Consider the following 16,330-nt stretch of genomic DNA (forward strand, 5'->3'; position numbering starts at 1 on the left):
GGTGTGGCCGGTCGGGCGGATACGCTCACCAGGCTGCTGCTCGGTACGCTGAAGACATTGCCACTCCGGGCCAATGGCGGCTTGGTGAGGCTTCATTATGGAGGAGAAACATGACTGATCGCGTGTCGGCGGGGAACCTGCGCGTCGCCCGAGTGCTCTACGACTTCGTGAACAACGAAGCCCTGCCCGGCACCGACATCGACCCGGACAGCTTCTGGGCGGGAGTCGACAAGGTCGTCAACGATCTCACGCCGAAGAACCAGGACCTGCTGAACCGCCGCGATGAGCTGCAGGCCCAGATCGACAAGTGGCACCGGCAGCGCGTGATCGAACCATTCGATGTCGATGCGTACCGCCAGTTCATCGCCGAAATCGGTTATCTGCTGCCCGAACCCGGGGATTTCACGATCACGACCTCGGGTGTCGACGACGAGATCACCACGACCGCGGGCCCGCAGCTGGTGGTGCCGGTGCTCAACGCCCGGTTCGCGTTGAACGCCGCGAACGCGCGCTGGGGCTCGCTGTACGACGCCCTGTACGGCACCGACGTCATCCCCGAGAGCGACGGCGCCGAAAAGGGCACCAGCTACAACAAGGTTCGCGGCGACAAGGTCATCGCCTATGCGCGCAACTTCCTCGACCAGGCGGTGCCGCTGGAATCCGGGTCCTGGGCCGACGCGACGGGACTCAGCGTAGAAGACGGCCAGCTGAAGGTCGCGACCGCCGACGGATCCCTCGGCCTGGCCAGCCCGGAGAGGTTCGCCGGCTACACCGGCGAGCTCGGCTCCCCCGACTGGTCGGTGCTCCTGGTCAACCACGGCCTGCACATCGAGATCCTGGTCGACCCCGAATCGCCGATCGGCAAGACCGACCGCGCCGGCATCAAGGACGTGGTCCTGGAATCGGCGGTCACCACGATCATGGACTTCGAGGACTCGGTGGCCGCCGTCGACGCCGACGACAAGGTGCTCGGCTACCGCAACTGGCTCGGGCTGAACAAGGGCGACCTGTCCGAAGAGGTCGCCAAGGGTGGCAAGACCTTCACCCGGGTGCTGAACCAGGACCGCACCTACACGACGCCCGACGGTGAGGGCCAGCTGACTTTGCCGGGCCGCAGCCTGTTGTTCGTCCGCAACGTCGGGCATCTGATGACCAACGACGCGATTGTGGACGCCGACGGCAACGAGGTGTTCGAGGGCATCATGGACGCGCTGTTCACCGGCCTGACCGCGATCCACGGGCTGAAGACGGGCGAGGCCAACGGCCCGCTGGCCAACAGCCGCACCGGGTCGATCTACATCGTCAAGCCCAAGATGCACGGGCCCGACGAGGTCGCGTTCACCTGCGAGCTGTTCAGCCGCGTCGAAGACGTCCTGGGCCTGCCGCAGGCCACCCTGAAGGTCGGCATCATGGACGAGGAGCGGCGCACCACGGTCAACCTCAAGGCGTGCATCAAGGCCGCGGCCAACCGGGTCGTGTTCATCAACACCGGCTTCCTGGACCGCACCGGCGACGAGATCCACACCTCGATGGAAGCCGGTCCGATGATCCGCAAGGGTGCGATGAAAAACACCGCGTGGATCAAGGCGTACGAGGACGCCAATGTCGACATCGGGCTGGCCGCCGGCTTCAAGGGCAAGGCGCAGATCGGCAAGGGCATGTGGGCGATGACCGAGTTGATGGCCGACATGGTCGAGCAGAAGATCGGCCAGCCGAAGGCGGGCGCGACCACCGCGTGGGTGCCCTCGCCGACGGCGGCCACCCTGCACGCGATGCACTACCACTACGTCGACGTGGGCGCCGTGCAGGAGGAGCTCGCGGGCAAGACGCGCACCAAGATCGAGGAGTTGTTGACCATCCCGCTGGCGAAGGAACTGGCCTGGGCTCCCGAGGAGATCCGCGAGGAGGTCGACAACAACTGCCAGTCGATCCTGGGCTACGTGGTGCGCTGGGTCGCCCAGGGCGTCGGCTGCTCGAAGGTGCCCGACATTCACGACGTGGCGCTCATGGAAGACCGTGCCACGCTGCGGATTTCGAGCCAGTTGCTGGCCAACTGGCTGCGCCACGGCGTGATCACCGAGGAGGACGTGCGGGCTAGCCTGGAGCGGATGGCGCCGCTGGTGGACGCGCAAAACGCCAAGGATGCGGCGTACCTGCCGATGGCGCCCGACTTCGACGACAGCCTGGCATTCCTGGCCGCCCAGGACTTGATCCTGACCGGAACCCAGCAGCCCAACGGCTACACCGAGCCGATCCTGCATCGGCGTCGGCGCGAAGCCAAGGCCCGCGCGGCGCAATCAAATTGAGCTGGTGCCTTAATCGGGCTCACCACGCATCGATGCCGCTGATGACTAAGATCAGCGGCGGGTTCACAACATTTCGGATGGATCGACGGAAAGGCGACGGGCACCGCTATGGGTAGGCACAGTTTGCCCGACCCTGAGGACTCCGTCGACGAGCCGCACGAAAGCGGCGAGGCGGACGATCATCACCGGGACGCTGTCACCGAGGACTATTCGGACGAGGGTCACTACCCGCCCGACGAGGACTTCCCGGCGGGCGCGGACGACTTCTCCGCCGAAGACGACACCTACACCGACGAGGACTTCCCGGCGGGCAACGCCGACGAGTACCCGGAGTTTCCGCCGCGGCAGCCGGGCCCGTCGAGTTCGGAGCCGCCCGCTGCGTCGCCGTCGCTGTTTAGCCGCGGCCACCGGGGACTCGGCGATTGGCGGGGCGGGCACCGCAGCGAGGGCGGGCGCCGGGGCGTCAGCATCGGCGTGATCGTGGCCCTCGTCGCCGTTGTCGTGGTGGTGGGCAGCGTGATCCTGTGGAGCTTCTTCGGTGACGCGTTGTCCAACCGCTCGCACAAGGCCGCCGGGCGCTGCGTTGGCGGCAAGGAGACGGTCGCCGTCATCGCCGACCCGGCTATCGCCGATTCCGTGCAGCAGTTCGCGGAAAGCTACAACTCCACAGCCGGCCCGATCGGCGACCACTGCGTGGAGGTCAGCGTCAAACCGGCGGGCTCCGATGCGGTCTTGAACGGATTCATCGGCAAGTGGCCAGCCGAGCTGGGCGGGCAGCCGGCGTTGTGGGTTCCAGGCAGCTCGGTCTCGGCCGCGCGGCTCGCCGGGGCGACGGCGCAGAAGACGATCACCGACAGCCGCTCGCTGGTGACGTCGCCGGTGGTGCTCGCCGTTCGGCCGGAACTCCAGCAAGCCCTGGCCAACCAGAACTGGGCGGCGCTGCCCGGGCTGCAGACCAACCCGAACGGATTGGCCGGCGTGAACCTGCCCGCGTGGGGGTCGCTGCGGCTGGCCATGCCGATGAACGGCAACGGTGACGCGGCGTTGCTGGCCGGGGAAGCGGTGGCGGCCGCATCGGCACCCTCCGGCGCGCCGGCGACCCAGGGCACCGGCGCGGTGCGCACCTTGCTGAGCGCGCAACCCAAACTCGCGGACAACTCGCTGACCGAGGCGATGAACGCCCTGCTCAAGCCCGGTGACGCGGCGACCGCGCCGGTGCACGCGGTGATCACCACCGAGCAGCAGCTGTTCCAGCGCGGCCAGTCGCTGCCAAACGCCAAGGGCGCGTTGGCTTCCTGGCTGCCGCCCGGGCCGGTGCCGGTCGCCGACTACCCCACGGTGCTGCTCAGCGGCTCGTGGCTGACCCAGGAGCAGACCTCGGCCGCCAGCGAGTTCGCCCGCTTCATGCACAAGCCCGATCAACTCGCCAAGCTGGCCAAGGCCGGCTTCCGGGTCAACGGAGTCACACCGCCGAGCAGCCCGGTCACCACGTTCCCGGCGCTGCCCGCGGCGCTGTCGGTGGGTGACGACGCGATGCGCGCGACCCTGGCCGAGGCCATGGCCACCCCGTCGAGCGGACTGGCCGCGACCATCATGCTCGACCAGTCGATGCCCGGCCAGGAAGGCGGGAAGTCCCGGCTGGCGAACGTCATTGCGGCACTTCAGGACAAGATCAGGGCGCTGCCGCCCACCTCCGTCGTGGGCCTGTGGACGTTCGACGGCCACGAGGGTCGTTCGGAGGTGCCCGGTGGGCCGCTGGGAGACCCCGTCAATCCCTCCAATGGCCAACCGCGGTCGGCGGCGCTGACGGCCGCGTTGGACAAGCAGTACTCGTCGGCCGGTGGTGCGGTCTCGTTCACCACGCTGCGGATGCTCTACCAGGACCTGCAGGCCAACTACCACGCGGGCCAGACCAACTCGATACTGGTCATCACGGCGGGCCCACACACCGACCAGACCCTGGACGGCCCCGGTTTGCAGGATTTCATCCGCAAGAGCGCGGACCCGGCCAAACCGATCGCGGTGAACGTCATCGACTTCGGCGGCGATCCGGACCGCGCAACGTGGGAAGCGGTAGCCCAGCTCAGCGGCGGCGGCTACCAGAACCTCGCCACCTCGGCGTCTCCCGACCTCGCCGCGGCCATCAACGCCTTCCTGAGCTGAGGCCCGGGTACGCTCGCGTACGGACGGGCAAGCGAACGTTTCGGCGGGTGTTCCGGGCGGGACCGCAAGTTGGCGCTAGGCTCGACCGAGGGTGAATCTACGGCCAACGCTAGGGGAGCGTGCGAAGGTTTCCGGTCAAGCGCCTTCCTTCACCATTCGGGAGGTCCGCTTTGACACGCGTCTCCGTGAAGGCGCGGCCGAGGCGGCGCTGCGAAAGGATGATCCGCGACTGCAATGACGAATCTGGTTACCGGCCAAGCGCTTCCGAACGTAGTCGTCACCGGGATCGCCATGACCACCGCATTGGCCACCGATGCCGAGACCACCTGGAAGTTGTTACTCGACTGCCAGAGTGGAATCCGTGAGCTCGATGACCCGTTCGTGGAGGAGTTCGACCTGCCGGTTCGCATCGGCGGGCATCTGCTGGAGGAATTCGACAGTGAGCTGACCCCGGCCGAGCTGCGCAGGACGGGCTACCTGGCGAGGATGTCCGCCATCGTCGGCCGGCGGGCGTGGGACCATGCGGGCTCCCCCGAGGTCGACCCCAACCGCCTACTGGTGTCCATCGGCACCGGATTCGGTTCCGGGGAGGAGCTGGTATTCGCCCGCGACACCCTGCGCGCCCGTGGCGTCAAAGCGGTCTCGCCACTGGCTGTCAGCAAGTACATGCCCGACGCCGCCGCCATGGCGGTGGGGCTGGAACGGCACGCCAGAGCCGGCGTGATGACACCGGTGTCGGCGTGCGCGTCGGGTTCGGAGGGCATCGCGCGCGCCTGGCAGGCGATCGTGTTCGGTGAGGCGGACGTCGCCATCTGCGGTGGTGTCGAGACCAGGATCGAGGCGGTGCCCATCGCCGCCTTCTCGAACATGCGGATCGTGATGTCGACGAACAACGAGAATCCGGCCGGGGCGTGTCGCCCGTTCGACAAGGACCGCGACGGTTTCGTGTTTGGCGAGGCCGGCGCGCTGATGGTCCTCGAGACCGAGGAGCACGCCAAGGCTCGTGGGGCGCGCATCCTGGCCCGGTTGATGGGGGCCGGCGTCACGTCCGACGGCTACCACATGGTGGCGCCGGACCCGAGCGGGAACCGCGCCGGCCAGGCGATGACGCGCGCCATCCAGCTAGCGGGTCTCACACCTGACGACATCGACCACGTCAACGCCCACGCCACCGGAACACAGATCGGTGACCTGGCCGAGGGCAAGGCCATCAACAACGCGTTGGGCAGCCACAGGCCGGCGGTGTACGCGCCCAAATCCGCCCTGGGGCATTCGGTCGGCGCGGTCGGCGCGGTGGAGTCGATACTGACTGTGCTGGCGTTGCGCGATCAGGTCGTTCCGCCGACGTTGAACCTCGAGAACCTGGACCCGCAAATCGATTTGGACGTGGTGTCGGGTAATCCGCGGCGCGGCAGCTACCAGTACGCCATCAACAATTCGTTCGGGTTCGGCGGCCACAACGTCGCGCTGGCCTTCGGCAGATACTGATCGGCAACCGCCGTCACAAGCTCGGGAGCGCCATGAGCATCGATTTCACCCCCGACCCGCAGCTCTATCCGTTCCAGTCGCGCTGGTTCGACAGCTCGCAGGGACGGATGCACTACATCGACGAAGGTGACGGGCCGCCGATCCTGCTCTGCCACGGCAACCCGACATGGAGCTTCCTGTACCGCAACATCGTCATCGCGCTGCGTGACAGGTTCCGCTGCATCGCACCGGATTACCTCGGGTTCGGGCTTTCGGATCGACCCGCAGCGTTCGGCTACACCATCGAGGAGCACGCCCGGGTGGTCGGCGAGTTCATCGACCATCTCGGCCTCGATGATTACCTGACGATGGGCCAGGACTGGGGTGGTCCCATCAGCATGGCGGTCGCGGTGGAGCGCGCCGAGCGGGTGCGCGGCATCATCCTGGGCAACACCTGGTTCTGGCCGACGGACGAATTCACGACGAAGATGTTCAGCCGGGTCATGTCAAGTCCCCCAATGCAATACGCGATTCTGCGCCACAGCTTCTTCGTCGAGCGTCTCGTCCCCGCGGGCACCGAGCACCGACCAAGTGCAGCGGTGATGGAGCACTACCGCGCGGTACAGCCCAGCCCCGACGCCCGCAAAGGCGTCGCCGAGATGCCCAAGCAGATCCTGGCCGCCGGTCCCCTGCTGGCGCGGCTCGCCCGGGACGTGCCGGCAAAACTGGGCGGCAAACCCGCCCTGTTCGTTTGGGGGATGAAGGACTTCGCGTTTCGGCCCGGCCCCACCATCCCGCGCATGCGCGCGGCCTTCCCCGACCATGTCCTGGTCGAACTGCCCAACGCCAAGCACTTCATCCAGGAGGATGCGCCAGACCAGATCGCCGCGGCGATCATCGAGCGTTTCGGCTGAACTGCCTGCCCAGCGCGTGACGCGGATTTACGCGAACGCCTCCACCGGCGGGCACGAGCAGACCAGGTGGCGGTCGCCGTAGGCACCGTCGATGCGCCGCACCGGCGGCCAGACCTTTGGCCGGTAGTTCTTGCCGAGCGGATAGGCGGCCTGTTCGCGCGTGTACGGGTGCTTCCAGTCGGCGACCAGCAGGCACTCGGCCGTGTGCGGCGCGCCCCGCAGCGGATTGTCGTCAACGGGCCACTCCCCCGCACCGACCCGGTCGATCTCGCCGCGGATGGCGATCATGGCCTCGCAGAAAGCGTCGACCTCGGTCAGGCTCTCGCTCTCGGTGGGCTCCACCATCAGCGTGCCGGCCACCGGGAAGCTCATCGTCGGCGCGTGAAAGCCGTAGTCGGCCAAGCGCTTTGCGACATCATCGACGGTCACTCCGGTCGACTTGGTGATCGGCCGCAGATCAAGGATGCATTCATGAGCGACCATGCCGTTCTCCCCGGTGTAGAGCACCGGGAAATACTCGTCGAGCCGGCGGGCGATGTAGTTGGCTGACGCGATCGCGGTCAGCGAGGCCTCCCGCAGGCCGTCGGCACCCATCATCCTGATGTAGGCCCAGCTGATCGGCAGGATCGAGGCGGACCCGTAGGGCGCCGACGCCACCGGATGACCTTGCGGCAACTCGGGGGCATGCGGGTGGCCCGGCAGGAACGGGGCCAGATGCGCACGCACCGCCACGGGTCCCACCCCGGGCCCCCCGCCCCCATGCGGGATGCAGAACGTTTTGTGCAGGTTCAGGTGGCTGACGTCGCCGCCGAACTTCCCCGGCCGGGCCAGGCCGACCAGCGCGTTGAGGTTGGCGCCGTCGACGTACACCTGGCCGCCGGCGTCGTGGACGGCGGCGCAGATCTCGGCGATGTCGTGCTCGTAGACACCGTGGGTCGACGGATAGGTGATCATCAACGACGACAACTCGCTGCCGTGCTGGCTGACCTTGGCGCGCAGGTCATCCAGGTCGACGTCGCCGTTGTCGTGGCAGGCCACCACGACCACGCGCATGCCGGCCAACGCCGCCGACGCCGCGTTGGTGCCGTGGGCGCTGGACGGGATCAGGCAGATCTTGCGGTGCGGTTCGCCCCGGCTGGCGTGGTAGTCGTGAATGGCCAGCAGGCCGGCGTATTCGCCCTGCGAGCCGGCGTTGGGCTGCAGAGACACGGCGTCGTAGCCGGTGATTTGCACCAGCCAGCGCTCCAGGTCACTGATGAGGCGACGCAGCCCGGGGGTGTCAGCCGCCGGCGCGAACGGATGCTGGCGGGCGAACTCCGGCCAGGTGATCGGTTCCATCTCCGCGGCGGCGTTGAGTTTCATCGTGCACGAGCCGAGCGGAATCATGCTGCGATCCAAGGCGATATCTTTGTCGGCCAGGGTGCGCAGGTAGCGCATCATCGCCGTTTCGGTGCGGTACTGGGTAAACGCGGGATGGGTCAAGAACTGCGAGGTGCGGGTCGCGATGTCGACGGCGACGCGCTCGGCCGCCGACACGGCGAAGGCTTCCAGAACCGCGGCCACGTCGGCGCCCGTGGTGGCCTCGTCGCAGGCCACCGACACGTGGTCCGCGTCGACGCGCCACACGTTGACGCCTTTCGCCTTGGCCGCGGCCACCACCTCGTCGGCACGTCCCGGAACCCGCGCGAGCACGGTGTCGAAGAAGGTGTCGTGCACCACCGCGTCGCCCAGCGAGGCGGCGATGGTCTCGGCGTGGGCGTGCGCGCGGCGGGCGATCTCGGCCAGTCCGTCGGCGCCGTGGTAGCTGGCGTACATGGCGGCCATCACCGCCAGTAGCACCTGCGCCGTGCAGATGTTGCTGGTCGCCTTGTCGCGGCGGATGTGCTGCTCGCGGGTCTGCAGTGCCAGCCGGTAGGCCGGGGACCCGTCGGCATCCAACGACACGCCGACCAGCCGGCCCGGCAGCTGGCGGGCGTGCTTGGAGTGCACCGACAGGTATCCGGCGTGCGGGCCGCCGAATCCCATTGGCACACCGAATCGTTGGGTGGTGCCGAACGCGACGTCGGCACCGATGTCGCCGGGCGGAGCGATCAGCGTGCACGCCAGCAGGTCGGCGCCGATGGCGATCAGTGCGCCGCGTTCGTGGGCCTGTTCCACCAGGGTCGCCCAGTCGGTGATCCGGCCGCTGGCGCCGGGCAGCTGGGTGACGACGCCGAAGAACTCGCCGTGGGGCAGCCCGCAGCGCAGGTCGGCGGTGACGATCTCGATGCCCAACGGCTGGGCCCGCGTCGCCAATACCGCCGCCGTCTGGGCGAACAGATCGGCGTCGACGGCGAGCCGGTTCGACGTGCCACGAGTCGCGCGGTGCATCAACGTCATCGCCTCGGCGGCCGCGGTGCCTTCATCGAGCATCGAGGCGTTGGCGACTTCCAGTCCGGTCAGGTCGGCGACCATCGTCTGGAAATTCAGCAGCGCCTCCAGCCGGCCCTGGCTGATCTCGGGCTGATACGGCGTGTAGGCGGTGTACCAGGCCGGGTTCTCCAACACGTTCCGCATCAGCACCGGCGGGGTGAGCGTGTCGTAGTAGCCCTGCCCGATCATCGAGACGGCCACCGTGTTGGCCTCGGCCAGCGCCCGCAGCTCGGCCAGCGCCTCGGCCTCGGTGACGGCCGCGGGCAACTCATCCAATCCGGGCGCCACGCCGCTGCCGCCGAGCTTGTCGAGGATGCCCGCCGGGACCGCCTTGGCGGCCAGCTCGTCGAGCGAGTTGACCCCGATGACGGCCAGCATGGCCGCGACGGCCTGGGCGTCCGGGCCGATATGGCGGGCTGCGAAAGTTGCTTGATCGGGCACTGGCGAAACTCCTGGTGGCGTCGGCAGAGGGCACAAAAGGGAAGGGACTAGCGGCCCTCTCCCTCTGTCTTCACCCGTTCGCCGGGCGCCTGAGAGATTCGGCGCCCGCTGGTGTCTGAGCGCCTTTCCCCATCGGCGGGTGTTGACCGCTGGGGATCAGCACCGCTTTCCAGAGGCATCGTTAACTCGCGCGGTCCGGGTGCCTGAGAGGTTAGCGGAGAGGTGTTGCTCCTTCGGCGTCCGTGACTGGCCGTCACGGAACTCTCCCGCACTAGTGCGATGCGTGGCCCAGTTTACCCGGCCGGGTGGCGCGGGTGCGCTTAACCGATCTTGCGGTCGCGGGTCTTGCGGCGGGACGCCAGCTCGTCTTCCGGGGTGGCGATCGACTCGCCCCCGTCGGCCCGCTCACCGGGGAAGTCGGCGATCACCCCGGTCAGCTCGCGCATGGCGCCGGACACGGCGATGCCGAACACGCCCTGCCCGCCCTGCAACAGGTCGACAACCTCTTCGGCCGATGTGCATTCGTAAACCGTGGTGCCGTCGGAGAACAACGTGATGTTGGCCAGGTCCTGCACGCCGCGCTGGCGCAGATGATCGACCGCAACCCTGATGTTGTGCAGCGAGATCCCGGTGTCCAGCAGCCGCTTGACGATCTTGAGAACCAGGATGTCCTTGAACGAGTAGAGCCGCTGGCTGCCCGAGCCCGCCGCGCTGCGGATCGACGGCACCACCAACGAGGTGCGCGCCCAGTAGTCCAGCTGCCGGTAGGTGATTCCGGCGATCTGGCAAGCGCTCGGGCCGCGGTACCCGACCAGCTCGTCCGGCACGGAGTCGTCGGGAAAGAGCCCGGGTTGCACGGGTGCCTCCGGTGCGGCGTTCGCGTGGTCAGCTAGGTCCAGCTGTTCTTGGCGTGGCTGCTCGCTCACGGTGCTTCCTCTCGCCGATCGCGCTATCGTTTCCAGCTGCGTCACTGGCTGCGTCGCAGCCACGTTTGCTCGGGCCCGAGTGCTAGAGAGCTTACGCTGTTCAGTAGCTACCGCGCCCTTAAGTCGTGATCAAAGTATGGCCGCTGCCGGGCTAAGTGAGGGCGCTATCCGCCAGGCGTGTCGACATCCAGGTGCCAGATGAGATAGATCCGTGATGTCGTTGTCCAGGGTAGTACGCCCCAAGCGGGGCCCCGCCAAGCCCCGCCAAAACGGCCCTCAAACCGCCTACGTGGCCTTGAAATCGTCGGGAGACACGCTGTCGAGAAACTCTTTGAACTTCTCCACCTCGTCTTCGCGGACGGCGGTGCCACCCTCTTCGTCGGTCTCGTCGGGGATGAGCAGGCCGGCCTGGGCGAGCACGGCCTCCTCGACGTAGATCGGAACGCCGACGCGCAGCGCTATCGCCACCGAATCCGAGGGCCGCGCCGACACGGTGATGTTGCGGTCGAAGACCAGATCGGCGTAGAAGGTGCCCTCTTGGAGGTCGACGATCCGCACCTCTTTCAGCGAATGGCCAAGCGCGGCAATGACATCCCTGATCAGATCGTGTGTAAGCGGGCGGGGCGGCTCGACACCCTGCTGCTCGAGCGCAATGGCGGCAGCCTCCGATTGACCGATCCAGATCGGCAGGTATCGGTCGCCGTCAGTTTCGCGCAGTAACAGGACCGGCTGGTTCTGCGGCTGCTCCACGCGAATGCCGACAACACGAACTTCACCCATTTGTGTCTGCCCTCCGCATACGCTGCCGTGTCGGTTCTTGGCGCAACGGCGACGCCGAATTATCGCCGTGCCGCTGAAAGCCAAGCTATCGACGAAGTCTAGTCCTCAGCGATGCAGAACGTCGCGAACGGCGGATTTGATCAACGACGTGTGCAGTGTGATAGCAAGGGCGGCCACCTCACGGGCCAAGTCGTCGGCGCGATCGCGGGCGCCGGCCTTGTCGGCTTTGACTACCGGCCCGGCGATTTGGGCGATCAGGTCGGATTGCCGGTCGGCTGCCGAGCGGAAAGCACGCAGATGCCGCGGCTCCACACCGTATTCCGACAGCGCCCGCGCGCACTGCAGGATGACGACGGCGTGTTCGTCGAAGAAGCCGCCCGGGCCGGTGGTGATCACCCCGGCCTTGAGCAGCGCCGTCAACAGCTCGGCGCCCACCCCGGAGCGCTCCAGCAGATCTTCACGGCTCAGCCGGATGCTCGAAGGCGCCACCGCGGCCGTGTCGGATCCGGCCCCGGAGCCCGGCTCGGCGCCGGCCTCCCCGACCCCCGCCACGGACACCAGACGCGGCGCGGCGTAGGGCGAGACGAAGGGCGGCAGCTCACCGTCGGGTTGGGCGTCCAATTGCGCCCGGATGACCTTGAGCGGTAGGTAGTGATCGCGTTGCGCGGTCAGGATGAACCGCAACCGAGCGCAGTCGTACGCGGTAAATCTCCGATAGCCCGACGCGGCGCGCTGCGGCGTCACCAGTCCTTCGGCCTCCAAAAAGCGAATCTTGGAGATCGTGACATCGGGAAAGTCCGGCCTCAACAGTTCCAGGACCGCCCCAATCGACATCCCGGCCAGTGCCGGGCTATCGGGTGCGCTCACTAGCCTCCGGATCCTCCGTCCTCACCCTGCTTGGGCCCGGTCAAAAACACCAAGCGGAACTTGCCGATCTGCACCTCGTCGCCGTTGGCGAGCACCGCCGAATCGACGGGCTCCCGGTTGACGTAGGTGCCATTGAGGCTACCGACATCGACGACGTTGAATTCGTTGTTTTCCAACCTGAATTCGGCGTGGCGGCGACTGACGGTGACGTCGTCGAGGAAGATGTCGCTGTCGGGATGCCGACCGGCGGAGGTGATGGGCTGGTCGAGTAAGAAGCGCGACCCGGCGTTCGGTCCCCGTTTGACGACCAGCAGCGCCGAGCCGGCCGGCAGGCCTTCCACCCCGGATACCGCGCTCTCGGTGCCCGCCTGCGCGGGAGCGTCCAGTTCGTTGAGGAAGTCGGCACGGAAGACCGAGGTCGTCTCCACCGTGACTTCGTCTGAGGTCTGGTCGTTGTCCATGTCCGTCACGCGCTGCTCCTCACTGGCCGCTGTGGCGTTGTCTGACCGGGCCGCTCGGCCGGCTGCTCACTGGGTTTATCCGCCCGGTACTGCCGATTGCTAAGACTGGTGCCTTCAAGTGTCGATGTGTCGACGGTACCGCGCGTAGGTCTGCAATGTGCCCCCCACCCGACGATCGGAAGCCCGATTTCCCGCCTTTCCCCCGCCGGTCTGCCGCACCGCTCGCGTCGCCGCGCGGGGCTGGCAGGCACATTAGCAATCGTCATTCGGTCAGCGTTCCGCGGTAGGCCTCGGCGTCAAGCAGCGACGAAATGGCCGACTCCAACGCGGCGATATCCGACACCTGGACATCCAGCAGCCACCCGGCCCCGTACGGGTCGGAGTTGACCAGCTGCGGACCGCCCTCCAAATCTGCGTTGACCGCCGACACCGTGCCCGATACCGGGGCGTACAGATCCGACACCGATTTCGTCGACTCGACCTCGCCGAACGATTCACCCGCGGTCACTTCGGTGCCAACCTCGGGCAGCTGAACGAAGACAACATCGCCCAGCGCCGACTGCGCGAAGTCGGTGATCCCGACCCGCACGGTGTCCTCACCGCTTCGGCGGACCCACTCGTGTTCGGCGGTGTAGTGCAGATCGGGCGGGATATCGCTCACAAGTAGTCCTGTTCTGTCGCGGAATTGCTCATTTGACGGGCTGAGCGTATTGGTGCGGTTTTGGTTGTCGCAAGGTGGTCACGTCCACTCGGTCGGCCTGGCGGACGGACATCCGCGCACCGACGCGCTTGATGCTGTCCTCGGCGCCGCCCGGAATGTTCATCGCCGCGGCCAGGGTGGGCGGATCGCCAATCGCCAGAATCGAATACGTGGGCGACAGCGTCTTGGTGTCGATGGTCAGCGAGCCAGGCATACCCACTACCCAGGTATCGACACCTACGCGCACAGATTGGTGCGCGTCGTTGATTTCGATCGCCTCGGCGCCCGCGGCACGCAGCTCGTTGATCACGTCCAGCATCACCTCAGGCGAGACCCCGGGCCCGGGGTCGTCGATCGTGACGGTGACGCCGGGCCCGGTGGCGCCCACCGCGCCGGCCAAGATGGACAGCGCCGCCAGCCTGGCCTGCGCGGCCTGGATGGCGGCCTGGTCGTTGTTGCCGGATGCCTGCAGTGAATTCAGCGTGTTCTGCAGTTCGTTCACTTCGGCGTTGAGGGTGGCCTCGCGCTGCCGTAACGAGTCCAGCAAGACCAACAGGTCTGCCGGGCGCGCCGTTTCCAGCGAATCGCCCGACTCGTTCTGGCGCGCCTGCGTGACGATGGCGATGCCCAACAACAGACACAACAGGACCGCCAATGTTCCAAAAGCCATCCGGGAACGGCCGCCGCGGACCAGCCCTGTGCGGCGCACCGGCCCGATCTCGGGGCGGGGGCGCTTCGCCGGCAGTTCGTGGCGACCGTGCTGTGCAGGGCTTGCCGCATCACGGCTTTCGGCGCCGCCGTCTGCCGGGTCCTGGCTCACGTTGGCCTCATCCCCGTCATAGCGCCGCTCCTCTCCCCCGCAAGCGGGAGGTACCCCCACATCACTCAGCTCTGCATCGTCGCCGGCGCGGTCACGCCCCGAACAATCGGCGCCGCAGTGCGGCGGCGTTGCCGAAGATGCGGATTCCCAACACCACGATGATCGCCGTGGACAGCTGCGTGCCCACGCCCAATTGGTCGCCGACATAAACGATCAGGGCGGCGACGAAGACATTGAACACGAACGAGATCACGAAGACTTTCGGGTCGAAGATCCGTTCCAGGTAGGCGCGCAACCCGCCGAATACCGCGTCGAGCGCTGCGACCACCGCGATGGGCAGGTACGGCTGGACGACCTCGGGCACGGCGGGGTGGAAAACCAGGCCGAGCACGATGCCGATCGCCAGCGCCGCGATGCCGATCATGTTCGATTTCCCGTCCGCGACGCACACAGGGGGAGCTGTCTGCCGAGGACTTTTCTCACTGTGGCCCAATCTGTTTGGCGAACTTGATTTCCCGGATCGATCCGGCGGGGAGCGTCAGCCCGTCGGCGGCGTCCACGGTGACGACGACACCGTAGGAGACTTCAAGCAGCTTAAGACGCTGTCGGCCGGAGCTCTGGTCGAAGACGTCGCGCATCGCGCGGGGCGGCCCCACAGCGAGGATCGTGTACGGGCTGCTGGTGGGATTGTTGTCGACCAGGATCGCCCCGCCGGCTTGCCGAATGGTCACGTTGGGCCCGATGCGGACGCCGCCGACCGAAAGCGCCTCGGCGCCGCTTGCCCACAACGAGTTGACGACCAGCTGCAGATCTCGGTCCAGGATGATCTGCCTGCTGCCGCCGACCCGCTGCTTGGACACGTCGGACAGGTTCGGGCTCGCGCCCGGATCGGTCACGGTCACCTTCAAGCCGGGGCCGATGACCGCGGTGCTGGCCGCCGCCAGGCCCAGCGCATCGACACGCGCCAGCAGCCGCTGCCCTTCGGCGTCGTCGGCCAGCGCGCGGCGCTGCACGTCGTCGACTCGAGAGGACAGCTCGCTGCGGCGCTGGGCGAGCTTGGTGGCGGTGTTCTCCGTCGAGCGCACGTTGCCCAGCAGCAGTTGCTGCGCGGAGCGCACACCGGGAGCAACCGAGCGGGCCTGCGCGACGGCGGCGGCGAAGACCGTGGCGATCAGCAGCGCCGCCGATGCCTGCCACAGCCAGCCGAAGGCGCGTTCCCGCCCGCGCCGTGGTGCGGCGTCGCGACGTTTCTCGGCCGCCGCGGCGTAACCGGGATCCAGGTGCTCGGACAGCAGGGCGCGCAGCAGGGACGGCACCGGGATCAGCGTCGGCCGCGACGCCACATGGGCGCTGCGGCCGGCGTTGGGGTCGTAGCCGCCGAGCAGGCGGTCCGGGTCAGCCATGCTCGACCGTCTTCGGCGCGGCGGGCTGGCGTGCACCGTCTTTGAGCCGGGGTATCCGCCGCACGACCAGCGTCATCTGCACCACATACAGCGCGAACGCCCACAGGTAGGCGTACATGCCCCAGATCAGGAACGCCCAGCCGCAAGCCCCGACGACTCTGCTCCACAGGGCGTCCCACGTCCCCAGCAGCACCAGCGGAAAGCCGGACATCAACGCGAACGTGGCGGCCTTCCCGATATAGGTCACCGGCAGCGCGGACAGCCCGCGGCTCCACAGCAGCGGCAGCGTCGCGGCCAGCAACCCGTCGCGCGCCAGCAGGACGGCGACGAACCACCACGGCACGATCCCGCTCATGGCCATCACGACGGGGACGCAGACCATGTAGAGGCGGTCGACTGCAGGGTCGAGCAGAACGCCGAGCCGCGAGGACTGGTTGAGCAGCCGGGCAATCTTGCCGTCGGCCCAGTCGGACGCACCGCTGAACATCAAGATCCCGACGGCCCATCCGTTGGCGTGCGCGACCAGCAGGACGTAGACGAACACTCCGATGAGCACCAGGCGGATGGCGCTCAGCGCGTTGGGCACCGTCAGCACCCGGTTGGGCGGAAGCGCCGGCTCCATAAGCCGTGACCTTAACGCGGTGACGATGCGGTCCGCACGACGGACCGG

The 16,330-nt window shown here is 67.5% G+C and carries 14 protein-coding genes and 2 riboswitches; of the genes, 4 read left to right on the forward strand and 10 right to left on the reverse strand.

The genetic code is table 11. The annotated features are described in order from the left end of the window. Nucleotides 1-110 precede the first annotated feature (110 nt). The 4 genes from AWC17_RS31250 to AWC17_RS31265 all read left to right on the forward strand — a co-directional run bounded on the left by AWC17_RS31250 (nucleotide 111) and on the right by AWC17_RS31265 (nucleotide 6,850). On the forward strand, nucleotides 111-2,306 hold the full coding sequence (locus tag AWC17_RS31250; RefSeq protein ID WP_046183913.1) for a malate synthase G: 2,196 nt from the start codon (nucleotides 111-113) through the stop codon (nucleotides 2,304-2,306). Between the two features lie 108 nt (nucleotides 2,307-2,414). Beyond that, nucleotides 2,415-4,469 (forward strand): substrate-binding domain-containing protein, encoded by a 2,055-nt coding sequence (locus tag AWC17_RS31255; RefSeq protein ID WP_047323122.1) that lies wholly within the window; start codon nucleotides 2,415-2,417, stop codon nucleotides 4,467-4,469. A gap of 234 nt (nucleotides 4,470-4,703) precedes the next feature. After that, nucleotides 4,704-5,957, forward strand: coding sequence for a 3-oxoacyl-ACP synthase KasB (gene kasB / locus AWC17_RS31260; RefSeq protein WP_046184277.1), 1,254 nt, complete (start codon nucleotides 4,704-4,706; stop codon nucleotides 5,955-5,957). 32 nt (nucleotides 5,958-5,989) lie between these two features. Further along, a complete protein-coding gene (locus AWC17_RS31265) occupies nucleotides 5,990-6,850 on the forward strand; it encodes a haloalkane dehalogenase (protein ID WP_046184276.1) in 861 nt (286 codons plus the stop codon). A gap of 27 nt (nucleotides 6,851-6,877) precedes the next feature. Here the strand turns inward: AWC17_RS31265 and gcvP are convergent, their stop codons facing one another. From gcvP to AWC17_RS31315, 10 genes are all read right to left on the reverse strand, one after another. Further along, nucleotides 6,878-9,703 carry an aminomethyl-transferring glycine dehydrogenase gene (gcvP, locus tag AWC17_RS31270; protein WP_046184275.1) on the reverse strand — a complete coding sequence of 942 codons (2,826 nt, stop codon included), beginning with the start codon at nucleotides 9,701-9,703 and terminating at the stop codon, nucleotides 6,878-6,880. Between the two features lie 54 nt (nucleotides 9,704-9,757). Continuing rightward, nucleotides 9,758-9,884, reverse strand: a riboswitch (glycine riboswitch). Next, nucleotides 9,885-9,982, reverse strand: a riboswitch (glycine riboswitch). A gap of 41 nt (nucleotides 9,983-10,023) precedes the next feature. Then, nucleotides 10,024-10,629 (reverse strand): MerR family transcriptional regulator, encoded by a 606-nt coding sequence (locus tag AWC17_RS31275; protein WP_046184274.1) that lies wholly within the window; start codon nucleotides 10,627-10,629, stop codon nucleotides 10,024-10,026. 285 nt (nucleotides 10,630-10,914) lie between these two features. Then, nucleotides 10,915-11,409, reverse strand: a complete 495-nt coding sequence (locus AWC17_RS31280; protein ID WP_046184273.1) for a bifunctional nuclease family protein — start codon at nucleotides 11,407-11,409, stop codon at nucleotides 10,915-10,917. A gap of 105 nt (nucleotides 11,410-11,514) precedes the next feature. Continuing rightward, a complete protein-coding gene (gene ftsR / locus AWC17_RS31285; RefSeq protein ID WP_046184272.1) occupies nucleotides 11,515-12,276 on the reverse strand; it encodes a transcriptional regulator FtsR in 762 nt (253 codons plus the stop codon). Beyond that, nucleotides 12,276-12,737: a glycogen accumulation regulator GarA gene (garA, locus tag AWC17_RS31290; RefSeq protein ID WP_276038948.1), complete on the reverse strand. Its 462-nt coding sequence runs from the start codon at nucleotides 12,735-12,737 to the stop codon at nucleotides 12,276-12,278. The genes ftsR and garA overlap by 1 nt, the downstream gene beginning before the upstream one ends. A 262-nt stretch (nucleotides 12,738-12,999) precedes the next feature. Next, the gene (gene gcvH, locus AWC17_RS31295; RefSeq protein ID WP_046184270.1) at nucleotides 13,000-13,398 is read right to left on the reverse strand and encodes a glycine cleavage system protein GcvH; all 399 of its coding nucleotides are present in this window, start codon (nucleotides 13,396-13,398) and stop codon (nucleotides 13,000-13,002) included. A 28-nt stretch (nucleotides 13,399-13,426) separates the two neighbouring features. After that, a complete protein-coding gene (locus AWC17_RS31300) occupies nucleotides 13,427-14,257 on the reverse strand; it encodes a DUF881 domain-containing protein (RefSeq protein ID WP_046184269.1) in 831 nt (276 codons plus the stop codon). Between the two features lie 91 nt (nucleotides 14,258-14,348). Further along, on the reverse strand, nucleotides 14,349-14,681 hold the full coding sequence (locus tag AWC17_RS31305; protein WP_007170008.1) for a small basic family protein: 333 nt from the start codon (nucleotides 14,679-14,681) through the stop codon (nucleotides 14,349-14,351). Nucleotides 14,682-14,736: 55 nt separating this feature from the next. Then, a complete protein-coding gene (locus tag AWC17_RS31310; RefSeq protein ID WP_046184268.1) occupies nucleotides 14,737-15,660 on the reverse strand; it encodes a DUF881 domain-containing protein in 924 nt (307 codons plus the stop codon). Further along, nucleotides 15,653-16,282: a CDP-alcohol phosphatidyltransferase family protein gene (locus AWC17_RS31315; protein ID WP_046184267.1), complete on the reverse strand. Its 630-nt coding sequence runs from the start codon at nucleotides 16,280-16,282 to the stop codon at nucleotides 15,653-15,655. Before AWC17_RS31315 ends, AWC17_RS31310 begins: the two co-directional genes overlap by 8 nt. Nucleotides 16,283-16,330: the final 48 nt, after the last annotated feature.

Origin of the sequence: Mycobacterium nebraskense (genome assembly GCF_002102255.1) — a bacterium.
GTDB lineage: Bacteria > Actinomycetota > Actinomycetes > Mycobacteriales > Mycobacteriaceae > Mycobacterium > Mycobacterium nebraskense.

Excerpts from the sequence above, each read along its gene's own strand:
- AWC17_RS31310 (WP_046184268.1), bottom strand. The coding sequence starts at position 15,660 with ATGGCTGACCCGGACCGCCTGCTCGGCGGCTACGACCCCAACGCCGGC.
- AWC17_RS31315 (WP_046184267.1), bottom strand. The coding sequence starts at position 16,282 with ATGGAGCCGGCGCTTCCGCCCAACCGGGTGCTGACGGTGCCCAACGCG.
- garA (WP_276038948.1), bottom strand. The coding sequence starts at position 12,737 with ATGGACAACGACCAGACCTCAGACGAAGTCACGGTGGAGACGACCTCG.
- kasB (WP_046184277.1), top strand. The coding sequence starts at position 4,704 with ATGACGAATCTGGTTACCGGCCAAGCGCTTCCGAACGTAGTCGTCACC.
- AWC17_RS31255 (WP_047323122.1), top strand. The coding sequence starts at position 2,415 with ATGGGTAGGCACAGTTTGCCCGACCCTGAGGACTCCGTCGACGAGCCG.
- AWC17_RS31250 (WP_046183913.1), top strand. The coding sequence starts at position 111 with ATGACTGATCGCGTGTCGGCGGGGAACCTGCGCGTCGCCCGAGTGCTC.
- AWC17_RS31280 (WP_046184273.1), bottom strand. The coding sequence starts at position 11,409 with ATGGGTGAAGTTCGTGTTGTCGGCATTCGCGTGGAGCAGCCGCAGAAC.
- AWC17_RS31265 (WP_046184276.1), top strand. The coding sequence starts at position 5,990 with ATGAGCATCGATTTCACCCCCGACCCGCAGCTCTATCCGTTCCAGTCG.
- AWC17_RS31305 (WP_007170008.1), bottom strand. The coding sequence starts at position 14,681 with ATGATCGGCATCGCGGCGCTGGCGATCGGCATCGTGCTCGGCCTGGTT.